The following is a 16,488-nucleotide window of genomic DNA, read 5'->3' as shown; positions in this document are numbered from 1 at the left end:
TATTTTAATTGTCTTTTACACATCGGCAACTGTTTCTATGCCAATCACCGATTACGCTGTGGAAGATTTCTTTGGATCCTTTTTGAACTGATATTAATCCTGATGTATTGTCAGATTTTTTTTCAGCATCCCAGTAATTTCCACTTATTCCAATATTCTTAAAGACGCGCCCAGGATCACCAAAACCTCCTAGAGATAAATCAACTCCACTTTCCCCTCCTTTTTGTAAAGCGATGCCTGCGTTATGAATACCTCCAAATGTTTGGAATAGCAATCTCCATTCAGCAATGGTTGGGACATGCCATCCATCAGGACAAGCTGCTTTAGCAGCTTGAAAGGTATAAAGTCTCCCAAAAGCCTCACAATACGCTCCTTCATTTTTGTAACAAAATGAATCTGGAACTTCATATGCTAAGTTTTGAGCCATCCAAGTTCTCTTAACACTTACACCGCCTTCGAGCTCAATATCTATTGTAACTATTTTATAAGTCTTTCCATCTCGAGGGTCAGTTAACTCTCCAAATTCTTGCGCCGTTGTAACAATGCAAATCATAAGCATTAACGAGGAGAGTAAATTTCTAATATTCATCGTACGGTGGATTAGGTTAGGTTTCAAATCATAAAAATTAATATTCCCAAAGTTCTGATTCATACTCCATTAAATCATACTCATATTTCTGCTGGATCACAATTACGCTCATAGGATCTTCAGCCATCTCGTCGGAATATAACTGTCGGATATCCAAATCCTGAGGATTAGAAATCTTAACGATTGGGGCATTGAATAATCTCAATTCAAAAGCATCACTCATATTCATGTGCTTTCCAGAGTTTTGTCTATTATAATATTTAGCTCTATCGGCATAAGGTCCTCTAAATAAAGCAACAACATCATCATATCTAAAATGTGCAACTTTTCTTTCAAATCCTGCCGGATTATAAAGAGATCCTGCATCTCTTGGCAAAGCAATGCTCACTGATCTAATATAGTTATACATTCTTGATCTATTTCGATCGAAAATGACATCCTCTTTTAGATAGAGAACTGAAAATAAATTCTCTGGAATCGCTTCTTGTCTTGTTTCATCTGTTTGCTCTTCTGTGGCAGCATCCGCACTGGAGTCATCACCAAAGGAGTCAAAACCTCCTGAATTAAAACCTCCGCCCACAAATGGGTTTTGCTCCCTTTCAACCGAAACATTCGATACGAAAATGATATCCGGCATGAAATTAATACATGAATCAGATCTATATGGTGTCAGTAAGCCCTCGTCAACTGCTTCAATAAGTAAACGAGAAACTTCACCGTTCAATGAGAAGAAAGGCCTGTTTTGCTTTTCTTCCATATCCATGCGTCTCCAAACTGTCTTTTTGAACATCACTTGAGCCTCTTCCACCTCAGGCTTAACCAAAGGAGCAAGCTCTTCTTGTGCGTATCCAAAGGAAACAGCCAGAGCAAATACAATTACATAACCTAATTTTTTCATAACACTCTTTTATCTGACAAGTTTATTTCAACGATATGTTGATAAAGCGCTGGAACTTTTTAAAGTCCTCAACTTGCTTTCTGAAGTTCTGTCTCTGAACTTTCTTTATTTCAATAACGATTTGATCTCCTTTTCTACCTCTCATCCCGCGCAAATTCACTTTTTCACCAGCTCGTACCGTTCCACGACCAAGACCACCACTCACTAATGTGATTTCAGCCTCAGCAATTCTGAACTTAGCATCGTCTGGTAAGAAAGAAGCAAAACTTTCGTCTGGGATCGCTCGCAAGAACAACTCAGGTGTTTGAGCTGGGATTCCTTCTTTCATATTTATTTCTCCTGCACTAGTGAAGACCTTGATATCCGGAGCAGGAATACCTCTAACACCAAACTCTCTCGACCCAATTACATTTCCGTTTGAGGAAACTGTCAACGTTACTTTTTGCTGCCTGGGAACTACGGTAACCTGGCCAGTTTGAGAGCCTTTAATTGCATCCCCGCCCTTAGCAGAAAAGGAAGGATTATAGGCTGTACCTAACGCCGGAACTTGAACATCTAGTTTATTTCCACAGTTATAGTATAGTGCATTAACTGATTGCGATTGAATCTGTATTACAGGTCTAACAACATAGTAGTCTATCGTGTCAGTAAATGTTGTATCCGTTCCTCCTCCTTGTGGCACAGTGATCTCTGCAACTATTTGCTTCTTAGCGTTTCCATTTTTATCATAGTTTCCAGGCGTTGCGGTAAATTCAACTTTACCGACACCACCAACGACAGGGGCTTCTTCGCCATTATACCTCATGATCATTTTGTCATTCAAACCGGAAGCAGAAGCTGCAATAAACATATCAGCTTTGTATTTCGTGCCAGCAGCAACATACTGAGATTCAGGCATTACCACAGGTCTAATGTCATCAAAAGTCAAATCCTTTAATCCAACTCTCTTTACTAGGAAATCAAGTGCTGCAGTTTCAAAACCAAGTATATTTGCTTGAAATTCACTAACTGTAGCAAGCGCTGCATGTGTTGGTGAACCTTCAAATGCTAATTGCGACCACTTCTTACCTTTCTGATTCTCATCTTGACTATAATATTCATCCTCATCTGCATCTTTTGCTAATTTATGATAGAGGCGTAAAGCTTTTTCATCAGCTCCATTCTTCTTCAACACTTCTTTTACGTAATCAGCATATCCATTAAGCAATTCCTTCATAGCTGTTCCGTGACCTTCACCACCTTCAGGAGCTGGCATCATGTAGTGACCAACCTTATCGTAGTCTGTCTTACCAATGATAAATCTTGCGTCTTTCTTTTCAGGATTTTCGTATCCTCCAGTGATTTCAATGAACGTCTCCTTATAACCTTTCATTTCAGCAAGGACTCTTTCCGTCTCAGCTCGTAGCGCTTCCGCATCCGCGACTACTTTTTTGTCATCAGGTCGGTCACCCTTATCCTTGACAGCTTGTTCCATCCCTTTAATTGTCCGGACATTTCGTTCTGATGTTTCAGAATTAGCTCGCTCCAAGCTTTCATTTATAAAGGCGAATTTGTCTAAAACTGTGGAGCTAACATTAAGTGCTAACAATGCAGTAAGCACCAAATACATCATCCCGATCATTTTCTGCCGTGGTGTTTCTTTTCCTCCTGCCATAATTGATTTGTTTTAAGGGTTTAGTTTATTGTTGACTACTACCTCTCATTGCGGTAAGCATATTACCGTATACTTTATTAAGAGCAGAAATGTTCGAAGTGAGCTTGTTAAGTTCAGCCTGAAACGCAGAAGTTTCTTTTCCTGCATCAGCCATACTTTCAAGTGCACCACTAATGTTGGAGTAAAATTTATTTAATGCTTTGGTATGGCTCTGAGCATCCTTCAGTTCCATTTCATATACAGCATTCAAAGCACCTAGGCTCTTAGTTACGTTCTGAACCTGACTATGATATTCCTTAGTGTCTTTTGTTGCATCAGCCATTCCTGACATAGCTTCCATTGCTGAGGCATAAGATTTATTCATTTCAGTTAATGAATTAGAAGCCGACTTGACATTTTTAGCATAGTCATTAGTCGCAGAAGCTGCATCGCTAAGATTAGCCATGTTTTTAGCAGAAGAGGCCATACTTCTCATTCCATCACCAAGGCTCTTAATTAGCTCAGGCCCAACTTTAGCATCCGCTAACATTTTATCCATTTGCGCAGAAGCTCCTGTAGCTTGAGGAACAGCTTTCCTTGGAGCCGCAGAAGGACCATCATAATCATCAGCTAGTTCTGGGTAAACTTTTGCCCAATCTGGCTCAGCGTGCTTCGGTTCGAATGCACTTAGAAAGAAAATAACTGCCTCTGTGGTGAGACCAACCCCAAGCATGAGGGCCGCACCAGGCATGTGAAGAATCTTAAACATCGCTCCCACGATTACAACTGCAGCTCCTATTCCATAAATTTTAGGCATTATAGTGGAATAGAGAAGCTCCTGAAATCCGCCTTTTTTGCTCATTGTAATAATATTTAGGTTAGTAATTTATTCGTTATTGTTTTATTAAAATTCATATCCTGACGATCGGCCAAGATAAGTCATAGCACATCTAAATCCTATCGAAGCTCTTGTTGTATCCTGATGCTCGAAAGATCGAGTTCCAGTTTCCAAATAATAGGCTATATCTTTCCAAGAACCTCCTCTGATTACTTTATAGGGAATGTTGTCATCAAAATATGTTGGGTTCAAATCCCAAGTAAGTGGCATTGCAGACGGATTATATGCATCCTCGCACCATTCAGCAACATTTCCAGCCATATCATACAGACCATATTCATTAGCGAAATATGTTCCTATTGGAGATGTATACGCATAACCATCATCAAAATAGTTACCTCTTCCAGGTTTGAAATTTGCAAGAAGACAACCTTTAGCGTTCCTTATATAAGGATTACCCCAAGGGTACTTCGCCATATCTCTTCCTCCACGAGAAGCATATTCCCACTCCGCTTCTGAGGGAAGTCTGAAGTTAGGCATAACCGGAAGACCAACGCTAGATCGGTAATCATTCAAATATTGGGTTCTCCATTCGGAGAAATATTTAGCCGATTTCCAATCCACTCCGACAACTGGATAATCATCAAATGCAGGATGCGACCAGTAATACACCACTAAAGGATCACCCATATGGTGTGTGTAGTCTCTAGTCCACACAGTTGTGTCAGGCATCAGGTCAGCTATTGAAAAGCCAGTAGGCAAATCAATCTCTGAACTTTCCTGCAAATTTTGTGTAAACTGTCGGTATTCATTATTGGTGATTTCTGTATCATCCATAAAGAATGCCCCGATGGTCACTTGTTTATTAAAATTTATTTGAGTGGCGGCGACATCTTCATCCGCCTGCCCCATGTGAAAAGTCCCAGATGGCACTGAAACCATTCCATATGGCCTGGTCATTTCCCATCCTAGTCTATCAGGAGCTCCAATTAGCTCCCCTTTGTCTCCTTGATCTCCGCCAAAAAGTCCACATCCTGAAAGAATTATGGCACAGCAAAGGACAATACAATTTGAGATTGTAAAAACACGCATTTTATTCATAACACCTTTATTGATCATGCAAGTATGTAAAATAAACAAACTTTAGCAAGAATTATTGCACGATATTCTGCCTAAATATATAATCATAAATCGATACGGGACAAGTTTTGCTTCCAATTTTGGATGAAGGCAATTACTTATCTGACTAAAATGTGAACCTAGGGGTTTTCACAGCTTTCCTTCCACCGAAGACTAATTCAGGTAAATCATAGCGAATGAAGACCTCATGAGAGGTTGGTTGTTTAGCATCTTTATCCTTTATCACATAGTCAAACGAATAACCTGCCTTTAACTTGTTGTCTTCTAAAAAAGAATATCCCAACAGGATACTTAGTGATTCAGCTCTTCTGAAGGCCAGGCCTCCCCACATTCGTTCCTGATACACCGCTACGGCACTAATATCATATGTATAGGTATTTAAATCTGACCGAACCATTACTGTAGGATTCAGCACTAACCCCCTCATCAAACCAACTGAGGTCCCTCCCATTAATATATAATTGAGTGAGGTTTGATTTCTTGCAAGGCTGCCAAAATCAAATGTGGGTTGCAAAATATTTTCTACCGAGGCACCAATAAAATAATCTTTCCGAGACTGGAAATATAGTCCGGCATGTAAGTTTGGTTTAAGTTGTGACCCACCCCCCTGCTCAATCAGTGTGCGAATGATTTGATCATCTTGATCTACAAATCTCAAATAATCAGTATTAATTGAGTTTGCATTTATTGATGGCATGATTCCAAATGATATATTACCGAATGCAAATTCTTTTTTGGCTGAAATAGAAATCCTTGCCTGTATTACGCTAAGTGGCCCTGTCTTGTCATTAGAAACTGACAATCCAAATCCAGAAAATGTAGTTTTTACAGGAACGACCAAAGAGATCAATTGAGTAGTTGGAGCTCCTCCTGGATCAACTGTAGCATTGTATCCTGCCCATTGACTTCTATGATGGGCAGCTGCAAAAGCTTGATCTTCTGTCCCCACCCATGCCGGATTGTAGTATGATGGATTGAACATATAATGATTGAAAAAGAAATCATTTTGTCCAAATCCAAAATAGGAAATGAAAATCATAAGCGCAGAGAATGAAATCTTGACGCTACGTTTCATATTTAATTTTCTTTTAATACGAGCCTAATTATGAATTCCATGCATTTCATTGAAAATGCATTGATCATTTACTTGTAAGTATAACTCTTACAATCTATATACCCTTATTTCTAAGAAATGTTATTAGCTTCTTTTACGTAAACTTCGATTGCACCGGTCATTGAAGGTGCATTTGGAAGTGGTGCCTGAATGTCTAATATCAGATCAGCATCTTTCACCGCCTTTGAAGTAGTTGGGCCAAAAGCTGCAATTCTTGTATTATTCTGCTTAAACTCTGGGAAGTTCTGAAACAATGATTCAATTCCAGAGGGGCTGAAAAAAGCTATGATATCATAAGTAACATCATCCAAATCAGAAAGGTCCGCAGCTACAGTCCTGTATATTGTTGCCTCCGACCACTCATATCCATTCTCATTCAGAAAATCTGGAATATGATCAGTTCTGATATCAGAACATGGAAAAATATACTTCTCGTTTTTGTGTTTCTTAATGACATTTAATAGGTCCTGAGCAGTTCGCTCACCAGTAAATATTTTTCTCTTACGAATTACAATATATTTCTGTAGGTAATTGGCAGTAGTTTCCGAAATGCAGAAATACTTCATATCGGTCGGAATTTCAATCTTGCTTTCGGTTGCGAGTCTGAAGAAATGGTCAACTGCATTTCTACTTGTAAAAATTACTGCCGAGTGATCAAGGATGTTCACTTTTTGTTTTCTGAACTCTTTAATATCTACAGGATCGATTTCAATAAATTTGCGAAAGTCAATTTTCAAATTGTACTTTTCCGCTAATTTATGATACGGTGAATTCGGATCAGAAGGTTCAGGTTGAGATACTAAAACACTCTTTACATTTTTCAAACGCTCTTTATCCGTTACTAATAGATCATCAGTCGCACTCATGTAAGTTTCTACTTTTTGTGATTATTTGAAGAACCAACCTAGCAAAATAATGACAGGTATGATTTCCGTGGCACAAAGGTAGGAAATAATACTAAGTTTTTTACGTGGTGAATTATTAACAAATTTCAATGTGAACCATAATACGAACAGAATCAGCATGATTGGAAATAGTATCATGTAGCCTTGTGTTATCCAAGACTGTGACGAGTCATTCAAAATAAAATCGAGAACCAAAAAAAGCAGGAAAGGAATCAGAAGAACTAAATTGAAATTGAGAAAGTCAAAAAGTTGATAATTCTTTAAATCGCGAAATCGAAACAAGCCGGCTACTACAGATATAACTAGCCACTTAAGGTGAAACAAAAGAAAAATTATGCTGGCTATTTGAATCCAGCTAATAAAAAAGCCGGTAAGTGATTCTGGCTTTTCAAACAATCCGTAGGAAAGGAGTGAGTCTAAATATACTCCGGTGAAAGCAAGTGCTAAAGAATAGAAGATTAATACATATATGCTTGCTCCTGTGAAAAAGCTAGTATTCACAAATTCATAAGCGCTGGCCTTCAGGGTGAACGATTTTTCCACCAAATAGGAAACTCGAGATGGAAATGTTGATACAATTACACCTAAAAAAGAAAGTAGTAATAGTAATGCAATTATGACAAATTCATTAAATGTATCTCTTACTTCTCTTGGATGAGAAACCTGATCTCGTATAACCAAAAGATCTTCAAAAATTACCAGCTCACATTTTAATTCAGCCAGCGAGTTTTTTGTGCTGAATGAAACATAAATGGTATCTGACTCTGCAAATTGAAAAAATGTCTGAGGAGCATAAAAATTACAGTCATCTATGACATCTATTAATTTTCCGTTAATCCAAATAAATAAATCTTCGGATGAACAAATCCGCATTATTCCATTCGGTACGCCATTAATAAAAAATCCAGCCTGCTTTATTTCATCTAATGATGTTACAGGAAATACTTCTCCCTTCTGATCTGTCCCTACCATTATTTTGGTATAGTCTGTAACAACTATTGTGTCTTGCTGACCAACTGCTCCCAGAAAACAACAAAAGCCAATTATGAAAGTAAGTTGTCTCATTTTAGAATCTGGAAATATATCCGAAGTGCGCTTTCATATTTGAAAAAGATATCTGCTGGGCATCTGATCTACCCACTGCGAGTGCAAAACTAAATTGTCCTGCTGAAGTAGCAAGTGCAAACCCCAAACCTAAACCAAAGGGTTGGTCTGACTGTGATCCATTACTAAAAAAAAGATAGTCATAGAATACATATGCATAACTTCTATCTTCGAAAAAAGATCTGAACTCTACCCTGCTCAGCAGGTAGCTTTTTACAAAAAAATCTTTTTCATTGAAGCCTCTCAGGGAACTAAGCCCTCCAATCCTATAGAGTTCGTTTTGAAGTAATTCGTCATTTTGCAAGGTGCCATTTTTGATGTGATGAAAAAAAGATTGCCTTTTTGATATTTTTAATTGGTAAGCCAAAGAAGCTTGAAGTCGATAAAAGTTTGACTCTGTCTGAATCGAGTCGTAGTAATTATCTGGAATGCTTAGATTTCGTGAGATTGTTTTTTTTCCTGCCGAAAAAGACAGATCCCAAACTACTGCGCTCTTTCTTTCACCAAGAGCTGATAGATGACCTTTCGATAATTGTACTCCGTAAATTTTTCGCTTAAAATCTGCTAAGCCTGAGCTTCTTAAAGCTTCCAAACTTGTGGACAATAGAGTTCCATTGGTTGATTCATATTCCAACAATATTTCAACTCTTGGAGCAACGAAGGTATGGATTCCTACAGATGTTTTTCTGCTCAGAAAGGTTGTGTCTTGTTTTAAAAGTTCAAAATTGAAGGAAGGAGAAATTTTGGAATCCAGGATAAATGGATGCTTGTAAAACATGCTCAAGTTTTGAGATTGCTTTGCGTACTTTTCCCATGCAAATTTGAATTGCTTACCAGAGCGGAATAGATTTTGAATGTCTAATTCCAGGGCGCCGACCGCTGTGGTTTTACCATTCTGTACTTGTTGTAATCCTATTACGCCCTGGAAAGAACTAGAGGCATCTTCTTTAATATCTAAGAAAGTTTTGGCTTTGTTGTCTTTGAATGCAAGATCAGTGGAACGTTGCAAGCTTAGGAATGATGATCTCTCTATTTTGCGAGAAATCAAACGGTAGCCTCTCTCACTGTATGGCTCTTCCGGCACAACGTCTAGCAACTGATAGATGTAAGAGTGATTTGTTTTTAAGTCAGTGAAAAAATATGCTGAATCATAGTTGATCTCGGGTCCGGTCTCAACGACTAAGTTTCCGGTCATGGTTTTTTGTGACAAGGAAGCCGAATCGAATCGGATGGTAGCGAATGGGTAGCCTGAATTTGCGTACTCTTTCAGTTGACGCTTCAAATGTGCATGAAGTCTTGTGCCTCTAAAAGAGGATGACTTTGTCTTCATTTTTTTTCCTCTATGTAAAAAAATTGAAACGATCGATAAATCTGTTTTTACAGAGTCCAATCCGGAGAAATAATATCCAGCATCAATCCAGTCAATCAGTTTCTCATTTACATGATTAATTAATTTCGTAGTATCGTCAAACTCGATCTTATCAAACTCTTCACTATCAACATACAATTGACAAGAAATCTGCGCATTGGCGTGAAGGGCGAGCACAAAAAACAATGGAATCAGGATTCTTTGCATCGGTCTTTGCAATTTAGCTTCAAATAATGGCAGGTATTTATATACACATTCCTTTTTGTAGACAAGCATGTCACTATTGTGATTTTCACTTCAGCACGAATCTGAAAACACAAAACGAAATGGTGAATGCAATTGCAAAGGAAATTGCTGCCCGCAAGTCTTATTTAACTGACAGTATCAGTACTATTTATTTTGGAGGCGGAACACCTTCATTATTAATTCTTGACGAAATCAAGTATTTGTTGGAAGCGATCAGAAGTCATTATGAAGTTGGCAACCATGCAGAAATCACACTTGAAGCTAACCCAGAAGATCTTTCAGCATCCAAAGCTAAGGGTCTCTTTGATCTGGGGGTCAATCGCTTAAGTATTGGTGTTCAAACTTTTGCTGAATCCAAACTTGAATGGATGAATCGGGCTCATAATTCTGAAGAGTCAATCCGAGCTTTTGAAAACGCTAGAGCAGCCGGGTTCACAAACATTTCTCTTGATCTTATCTATGCCATACCGGATCATAACAAAAAACAATGGGAAGCCGACCTTGAAACCATTACGAATTTGCAACCGGAGCACATTTCATTGTATGGGCTCACAATAGAAGAACAGACTGTCTTCGGTAAATGGGAGAGACAAAACAAACTCTTACAAGTTCCAGAGGATGAAGCTGCAAACCAGTACTTATTTGCAATCGAATACTTAAGAGATCGAGGCTTCCGTCAATACGAGGTATCCAATTTTGGAAAAGAAGGCTTTTCTTCCCGACATAACAACGCTTACTGGTCAGGTGTGTCTTACCTCGGAGCTGGCCCAGGCGCTCACTCCTTTAACGGTAAATCGAGAAGGTTCAATGTTCGAAACAATGCCAAGTATCTTAAAGCTATCCGTGATGAGTCTTTGTACTATGAAACTGAAGTTTTATCCAAGACTCAGAGAATAAATGAAAAAATACTAACTCAGCTACGAACAGCTAATGGCCTCAACTTGAACGAAGTAAAGCACACGATCGGTGAGAATCTGGAGACTCTTCATTTCGAGTTTATTCAAGACATCCTCAATCAAGAATTGATTGAAATAAAAGAAGGATTTTTAAGTTTAAAGCCAAAGGGATTTCTAGTTGCCGACGAAATTGCCCTTAGGCTTTTTTTTTCGGAGTAACTTAGAAATTGAAGTATTGAGAAACCGATAGCATAAAAATAAATCTCAACACCTGATCTCCCTAGGGATAATGCAGGTTAAGGCCTACTTTTGCAGACGCTATGGACGCCACAACAAAAAAAGCTCTCCTTTTACTTAAGTCGCTGATTTTCCACTATCATGGATTAGATGATGATGAACGGGCAATGCTTGAGCAGACTGCCGATAAAATGCAGGCAAAAGAAGAGATGGAATGGGCGAATAACTTCATTTCTGAGGATTACTTATCTGCATTTGAAAGATCGCGAGAATTCCTATCCAAGATCTTTACAAAGATGAGTTCGTCTGATCGAATCAAACATCTCATGGAGGTTTGGGAGGAGACTCACAAGAAAGGCTATGTGACTGAAATGGAGACCACCGCAATTCTTACCCTATCCAAAGACTGGCATGTAGAGAAAGAATTTCTGGAAGTTGTGAAAGACTAAAGACTCATCATTTCGCGGAATCTAGCCGATTGCCTTCGGCTTACTTCGATTTTTTCTCCGCCTTTTAGCTGTACCAAAAGACCTCCATTGAACCACGTGTCTATCGACTCCACCCAGCCCAAATTAATAATGTGCTTCCGGCTGGCTCGAAAGAAATGGCGATCATCGAGTCGTTCATCCAAAGCATTAAGTGACTTATGAATCATTGGTTTGAACTTGTCAAAATAGACTTTGATATAATTCCCATCAGACTCAAAGAGTCGAACATCCTCAAGTTTTACAAACCAACATTTGTCTCCATCTTTAACAAAGACTTGATCTTTGCTGCCAAGCTTCTGATCTTTTGCAGGCTTCTTAGAAGCTTTGATTGAAACTTTATTTAGGCTCTCGGCTAGTCGCTCCGGCTGGATAGGTTTAAGCAGATAGTCCAATGCATTGTATTCGAACGCCTTCAATGCAAATTCATCGTAAGCTGTAGTGAAAATCACTTGTGGAACGCGCTCCATTTCTTCAAGCATTTCAAAGCCGGTCTTGCCCGGCATCTGAATATCCAAAAACACCACATCCGGATCGTGTTTTTCAATTTTCTCCATTGCCTCATCAGGATTTGCCGCTTCATCTACTATCTCTATTTCGGGGTGGCTCGCCAGAAGTGAAGTCAGTTCTTTCCTTGCTAATCGTTCGTCATCTACTATTATCGCTTTCATCAATATAGGTTTATTCATCAAGTTCTATGGTGGATCCGTCTCTTAGAGGCAGGATTATGGTGGTTAGAACTGTGGTTTTGTTTTCATTCTTTATTTCAAATTTGGCTAATTCTCCGAATATTAACTCTAATCGTTTCCGGGTATTTGCAAGACCAAATCCTTCGGTTACGTTCATCTCTTTATGGAGCTGTCCGGTATTACGGATTTCCAGATGAAGTTGTTTTCTACGCACGGTCGTGGTTATACTTATTTCACCACCGTGCTTCAAGTTAGATATTCCGTGCTTAATTCCATTTTCTACCAGTGTCTGAATCATTAATGGTGGAATGCTGAATTTTCCAGAATTTCTGTCAATATCAAAACTGGTAGTTAATCGCTCTTCATATCGAATCGATTCAAGTGCCAGGTAATCCATGACAGTTTTCAATTCTTCCATGAAAGGAATGAGTTTTTTCCGATCACTTATAAGCGAGTTCCTAAGTATATGTGAGAGCTGGGTGATTGATTCTTTGGATTTTCTTGGGTTTTCGTCTACCAGCGCTCGAATGCTATTAAGGGCGTTGAAGATAAAGTGGGGGTTGAGCTGAGCTTTGAGATTTTTGAGTTCCACTTCTCTGGCGGCTGTTTCTGCCTTCAAAGATTTGTTATATCGCTGAACATAGTGAAATGCAAAATAGAACAAGCACCATATAAAATAAATAATCCAGTAAATCACGGTATTGATCAGTGCTGTGACCAGCATAAGGTCACTGCCGGATACTGTGTCAGTAAAAAAGTCTAGAATGAGCAGATAGACATAGTTTAATCCACTAAGTGCCAAGGTCACCAATAACAGCCGTGGAATGAGGTGTGGTAAGCGAAGGTTGAGCCATTCCAGTCGGATGATTATGTTTCGCAGAAAATGTGTTGTGCCAATGAAGTAAATGACCTGATACAGAATACCGATGGCTTGAATAAAGTCGAATCTTTCGGCTATCGTATAAAAAAATATTTGGATGAAACCGTAAAAGCCCCAGCCCACTATTTGACATAGCCAATAAATTCGTCCTTTGGTCATTAGTGACTAAATCTACACAAGCTCCGTGGGAATTGGTGGTAGAATTTCATAGAAGTGAACAATCGTGGATGAGTGGTTTTAACAAATCTTTAACGCTTCCATTCCGCATTATTAATGATAATTAACAAACCCACACAGTTATTCGTCGTATGCTAGAACAGGACTAAACTCAAAATTTAAAAAAGACTCAAATGAAATCACTACTGTTGCTAATGGCATTGGCAGTGTCCACACTAGCTGGATCTGCAGAAGCTTCCATGCGCGCCAATCAAGGATTGAGCATGCAATTAGACGCTGAACTCGTCTTCGAAAAAATGGTTAAAGTATACAACTATGAAGGCGCTCTGGTACGAGAAATACCATTGACTAAAGTTGCCAATAATGATATCTCTGTTGTAGACAATATGATCCTTGAGGAGAGCGATTTTGCCTTCGATTATCAAGGGGATTATTACTACTTCGCAGATTCGGAGTATATAGAAGCTTTTATTAATTAAGCTCAGTTTTAAGAAACTTGGCAGTATAACTTTCTTTCACCTTAGCGATCTCTTCCGGAGTGCCCTGGGCAATGATTTGCCCGCCGGCATAACCTCCCTCCGGACCTAGATCGATTATGTGATCTGCCACTTTTATTACATCCATATTGTGCTCAATAATGAGCACGGTATTGCCTTTATCTACCAGTTTTTGAAGTACATCAAGCAAATGCTCAATGTCCTGAAAATGCAAACCAGTTGTTGGTTCATCTAAAATGTAAAAGGTTTTTCCGGTGTCCTTTTTGGATAACTCAGTCGCAAGCTTAACTCGCTGAGCTTCACCTCCTGATAAGGTTGTAGCATGTTGACCAAGTGAAATGTAACCTAAACCGACTTCATCTAAGGTTTTCAGTTTTCGTACAATTCGTGGCTGCTTTTCAAAGAAATCTACCGATTGAGAAACAGTCATGTCCAGCACATCAGAAATCGACTTGCCTTTGAATCGAACTTCTAGCGTTTCTCTATTATACCTTTTCCCTTTGCACGTCTCGCAAGGCACATGCACATCTGGCAGGAAATCCATCTCGATGAGGCGCATACCTCCTCCTCCGCATGTTTCGCATCTTCCTCCTTTCACATTGAAAGAAAAGCGGCCAGGTTTGTAGCCTCGGATTTTAGCTTCAGGAAGCTGCGCAAACAGGCTTCTGATTTCCGAGAAAACCCCGGTATAAGTGGCTGGGTTTGATCTTGGAGTTCGCCCAATAGGCGACTGATCTACCTCGATAACCTTATCAAATTGATCTACTCCTTTAACTTTCTTGAATGGTAGAGGTTCCTGACGACTTTTGTAAAGATGCTTTCGTATGAGCGGATAAAGTGTCTCATGAATCAGCGTAGATTTTCCACTCCCTGAAACTCCGGTGACTAAAATCAGATTGCCAAGTGGTAATTTCAAGTCGACATTCTTCAGATTATGGCCTGTTGCTCCGTAAAGTTCGAGCCATTTTCCATTTGTGCTTCGCCGTTTAGCTGGAATTTCGATTTTCCTTTTGCCGTTAAGGTAGTCAGCTGTGGAACTGCCCAGTTTTAAAAATTCCTGCGGTGAGCCTTTAGCTACGATCTGGCCTCCGTGTCTTCCGGCTCCCGGACCAATATCTACTACCTCATCAGACTCCAACATCATGTCTTTGTCATGCTCAACCACAATGACCGTATTTCCCAAATCTCTTAAGTCTTTCAATGCCTGGATTAACTTGACATTATCTCTTTGGTGCAACCCAATACTGGGCTCGTCCAAGATGTAAAGCACATTTACCAGCTGTGTTCCAATCTGTGTGGCCAGCCTAATCCGCTGTGCTTCGCCTCCGGAAAGGGTTTTTAGTGGCCGATTGAGGTTGAGATAATCAAGGCCTACATCCAACAGAAAGCCAATCCGTTTTCTCAATTCCTTCAAAACTTCTGTTGCAATGAGCAGTTGACGTTCATTCAACTTTTCTTCCACATTTTCAATCCACTCGCCAAGTGAATTAATGTCCATTTCTGCCAGCTCCCCGATGTGCTTATCTGCGATTTTGTAGTGCAGAGCTTCTTTCTTCAATCGGTAGCCATCGCAGGTAGGGCAAGTTCTGGTATCTGTAAACTCTTTGACCCAAGTCTGAATTTTCTCTGATCCACCATCTTTCTGTTTTTCCAGAAAGTTGATGATTCCCTCAAATTTCGTATGCCAGTCTGTGCCTGGATACTTCACCGAGCTCACCGCTACTGGCACACTGTCGCCATAGAGCAATACACTTATAATATCTTTTGGAATCTTCCCGATAGGAGTAGAAAGGTTGACTTTATTCCTTTTCAGGATGGCTTCAATCTTTTTAAAAATCCAGATATCCCGATATTCTCCCAGTGGAGCAATGCCTCCTCTACTTATACTTAGCGACTCGTCTGGAATGACTGATTCTTTAGAAATCTCCTCGATGATTCCTAATCCATTACACTCAGGACATGCGCCGTATGGAGAGTTGAATGAAAAAGTATTTGGCGCTGGATCAGCGTAAGCAAGGCCGGTTTCTGGATCCATGAGGTTTTTGGAGAAGTGAGCGGTTTCTCCATCCTCTTTCTGAATCATCATTACTCCATCACCATGTCTCAGTGAAGTGTTTACCGAATCTCGCACGCGCTTTCTGTCTTTGTCAGAAACTTTGATTCTGTCGGTGACTATTTCAATATCATGTGTTTTGTATCTATCGACCTGCATCTTTGGAACCAAATCCTGCACTTCACCATCCACTCTGACTTTTGTGAATCCTAGTTTGCGTATTTGCACAAAAAGTTCTCGATAGTGGCCCTTTCTTCCTTTAACGACCGGAGCTAGCAATATGAGTTTTTGGCCCTCAAAGTTTTTTAGAATCATGTCTATGATTTGATCCTCTGACTGGCGAGTCATTTTGTTACCAGATAGGTATGAGAATGCCTCACCGGCTCTTGCATAAAGTAGTCGGAAGAAGTCATAAATTTCAGTGACTGTACCAACTGTAGATCGGGGATTTCTGGAGGTCGTTTTCTGCTCGATGGAAATAACCGGACTTAATCCATCGATCTTATCGACATCCGGGCGTTCCATGTCACCAATAAATGCTCTTGCATAGGCACTGAAGCTTTCCATGTATCGCCGTTGGCCTTCCGCATAAATGGTATCGAATGCTAATGAAGATTTACCACTGCCACTGATGCCTGTTATTACAATCAGCTTATTGCGTGGCAATGTCAAATCAATGTTCTTCAGGTTGTGCTCGCGCGCACCTATGATCTCAATGACTTCCTCTCTCTTCTTCAA

General features: G+C 39.6%; 15 protein-coding genes. 3 read left to right on the top strand and 12 right to left on the bottom strand.

The window, feature by feature from the left end:
* Positions 1–4: 4 nt before the first annotated feature.
* The 9 genes from ACL8WY_RS11240 to ACL8WY_RS11200 form a co-directional block, all read right to left on the bottom strand.
* Positions 5–589 carry an FISUMP domain-containing protein gene (locus tag ACL8WY_RS11240; RefSeq protein ID WP_436514827.1) on the bottom strand — a complete coding sequence of 195 codons (585 nt, stop codon included), beginning with the start codon at positions 587–589 and terminating at the stop codon, positions 5–7.
* Between the two features lie 37 nt (positions 590–626).
* Positions 627–1,487, bottom strand: coding sequence for a gliding motility protein GldN (gldN, locus tag ACL8WY_RS11235; RefSeq protein WP_436514826.1), 861 nt, complete (start codon positions 1,485–1,487; stop codon positions 627–629).
* Positions 1,488–1,509: 22 nt separating this feature from the next.
* Positions 1,510–3,141 (bottom strand): gliding motility protein GldM, encoded by a 1,632-nt coding sequence (gldM, locus tag ACL8WY_RS11230; RefSeq protein WP_436514825.1) that lies wholly within the window; start codon positions 3,139–3,141, stop codon positions 1,510–1,512.
* A 25-nt stretch (positions 3,142–3,166) separates the two neighbouring features.
* Positions 3,167–3,982 carry a gliding motility protein GldL gene (gene gldL / locus ACL8WY_RS11225; protein ID WP_436514824.1) on the bottom strand — a complete coding sequence of 272 codons (816 nt, stop codon included), beginning with the start codon at positions 3,980–3,982 and terminating at the stop codon, positions 3,167–3,169.
* A gap of 42 nt (positions 3,983–4,024) precedes the next feature.
* Positions 4,025–5,059, bottom strand: a complete 1,035-nt coding sequence (locus ACL8WY_RS11220; protein WP_436518057.1) for an SUMF1/EgtB/PvdO family nonheme iron enzyme — start codon at positions 5,057–5,059, stop codon at positions 4,025–4,027.
* Positions 5,060–5,204: 145 nt separating this feature from the next.
* On the bottom strand, positions 5,205–6,173 hold the full coding sequence (locus ACL8WY_RS11215; protein WP_436514823.1) for a PorP/SprF family type IX secretion system membrane protein: 969 nt from the start codon (positions 6,171–6,173) through the stop codon (positions 5,205–5,207).
* A 110-nt stretch (positions 6,174–6,283) separates the two neighbouring features.
* Positions 6,284–7,078, bottom strand: coding sequence for a uroporphyrinogen-III synthase (locus tag ACL8WY_RS11210; protein ID WP_436514822.1), 795 nt, complete (start codon positions 7,076–7,078; stop codon positions 6,284–6,286).
* 21 nt (positions 7,079–7,099) lie between these two features.
* Positions 7,100–8,182 carry a DUF4271 domain-containing protein gene (locus ACL8WY_RS11205; protein WP_436514821.1) on the bottom strand — a complete coding sequence of 361 codons (1,083 nt, stop codon included), beginning with the start codon at positions 8,180–8,182 and terminating at the stop codon, positions 7,100–7,102.
* Position 8,183: 1 nt separating this feature from the next.
* Entirely contained in the window at positions 8,184–9,797 is a 1,614-nt protein-coding gene (locus ACL8WY_RS11200) for a hypothetical protein (protein WP_436514820.1), read from the bottom strand.
* 26 nt (positions 9,798–9,823) lie between these two features.
* Between ACL8WY_RS11200 and hemW the strand changes: the two genes are divergently transcribed.
* Entirely contained in the window at positions 9,824–10,951 is a 1,128-nt protein-coding gene (gene hemW / locus ACL8WY_RS11195; protein ID WP_436514819.1) for a radical SAM family heme chaperone HemW, read from the top strand.
* Positions 10,952–11,052: 101 nt separating this feature from the next.
* On the top strand, positions 11,053–11,418 hold the full coding sequence (locus ACL8WY_RS11190) for a hypothetical protein (RefSeq protein ID WP_436514818.1): 366 nt from the start codon (positions 11,053–11,055) through the stop codon (positions 11,416–11,418).
* On the opposite strand, the gene ACL8WY_RS11185 is transcribed toward ACL8WY_RS11190, so the two are convergent.
* Positions 11,415–12,125: a LytR/AlgR family response regulator transcription factor gene (locus ACL8WY_RS11185; protein ID WP_436514817.1), complete on the bottom strand. Its 711-nt coding sequence runs from the start codon at positions 12,123–12,125 to the stop codon at positions 11,415–11,417. The genes ACL8WY_RS11190 and ACL8WY_RS11185 overlap by 4 nt on opposite strands.
* Positions 12,126–12,135: 10 nt before the next feature.
* Complete coding sequence (locus ACL8WY_RS11180; protein WP_436514816.1) at positions 12,136–13,182, bottom strand: sensor histidine kinase; 1,047 nt, start codon at positions 13,180–13,182, stop codon at positions 12,136–12,138.
* Between the two features lie 191 nt (positions 13,183–13,373).
* Between ACL8WY_RS11180 and ACL8WY_RS11175 the strand changes: the two genes are divergently transcribed.
* Positions 13,374–13,679 carry a hypothetical protein gene (locus tag ACL8WY_RS11175; protein WP_436514815.1) on the top strand — a complete coding sequence of 102 codons (306 nt, stop codon included), beginning with the start codon at positions 13,374–13,376 and terminating at the stop codon, positions 13,677–13,679.
* Here ACL8WY_RS11175 and uvrA read toward each other — a convergent pair.
* Positions 13,672–16,488, bottom strand: coding sequence for an excinuclease ABC subunit UvrA (gene uvrA, locus ACL8WY_RS11170; RefSeq protein ID WP_436514814.1), 2,817 nt, complete (start codon positions 16,486–16,488; stop codon positions 13,672–13,674). The two genes, ACL8WY_RS11175 and uvrA, sit on opposite strands and share 8 nt — an antisense overlap.

Origin of the sequence: Ekhidna algicida (genome assembly GCF_051379705.1) — a bacterium.
In the GTDB taxonomy this organism is placed as follows: Bacteria; Bacteroidota; Bacteroidia; order Cytophagales; family Cyclobacteriaceae; genus Ekhidna.
Note: the sequence above shows the minus strand (reverse complement) of the source record. Positions and strands in the feature narration are given on the sequence as shown.

Coding starts and splice junctions, on each gene's coding strand:
- ACL8WY_RS11210 (WP_436514822.1), bottom strand. CDS start 7,078: ATGAGTGCGACTGATGATCTATTAGTAACGGATAAAGAGCGTTTGAAA.
- ACL8WY_RS11220 (WP_436518057.1), bottom strand. CDS start 5,059: ATGAATAAAATGCGTGTTTTTACAATCTCAAATTGTATTGTCCTTTGC.
- gldN (WP_436514826.1), bottom strand. CDS start 1,487: ATGAAAAAATTAGGTTATGTAATTGTATTTGCTCTGGCTGTTTCCTTT.
- ACL8WY_RS11215 (WP_436514823.1), bottom strand. CDS start 6,173: ATGAAACGTAGCGTCAAGATTTCATTCTCTGCGCTTATGATTTTCATT.
- ACL8WY_RS11205 (WP_436514821.1), bottom strand. CDS start 8,182: ATGAGACAACTTACTTTCATAATTGGCTTTTGTTGTTTTCTGGGAGCA.
- ACL8WY_RS11240 (WP_436514827.1), bottom strand. CDS start 589: ATGAATATTAGAAATTTACTCTCCTCGTTAATGCTTATGATTTGCATT.
- ACL8WY_RS11175 (WP_436514815.1), top strand. CDS start 13,374: ATGAAATCACTACTGTTGCTAATGGCATTGGCAGTGTCCACACTAGCT.
- gldL (WP_436514824.1), bottom strand. CDS start 3,982: ATGAGCAAAAAAGGCGGATTTCAGGAGCTTCTCTATTCCACTATAATG.
- gldM (WP_436514825.1), bottom strand. CDS start 3,141: ATGGCAGGAGGAAAAGAAACACCACGGCAGAAAATGATCGGGATGATG.
- ACL8WY_RS11185 (WP_436514817.1), bottom strand. CDS start 12,125: ATGAAAGCGATAATAGTAGATGACGAACGATTAGCAAGGAAAGAACTG.
- ACL8WY_RS11200 (WP_436514820.1), bottom strand. CDS start 9,797: ATGCAAAGAATCCTGATTCCATTGTTTTTTGTGCTCGCCCTTCACGCC.
- hemW (WP_436514819.1), top strand. CDS start 9,824: ATGGCAGGTATTTATATACACATTCCTTTTTGTAGACAAGCATGTCAC.
- ACL8WY_RS11190 (WP_436514818.1), top strand. CDS start 11,053: ATGGACGCCACAACAAAAAAAGCTCTCCTTTTACTTAAGTCGCTGATT.
- ACL8WY_RS11180 (WP_436514816.1), bottom strand. CDS start 13,182: ATGACCAAAGGACGAATTTATTGGCTATGTCAAATAGTGGGCTGGGGC.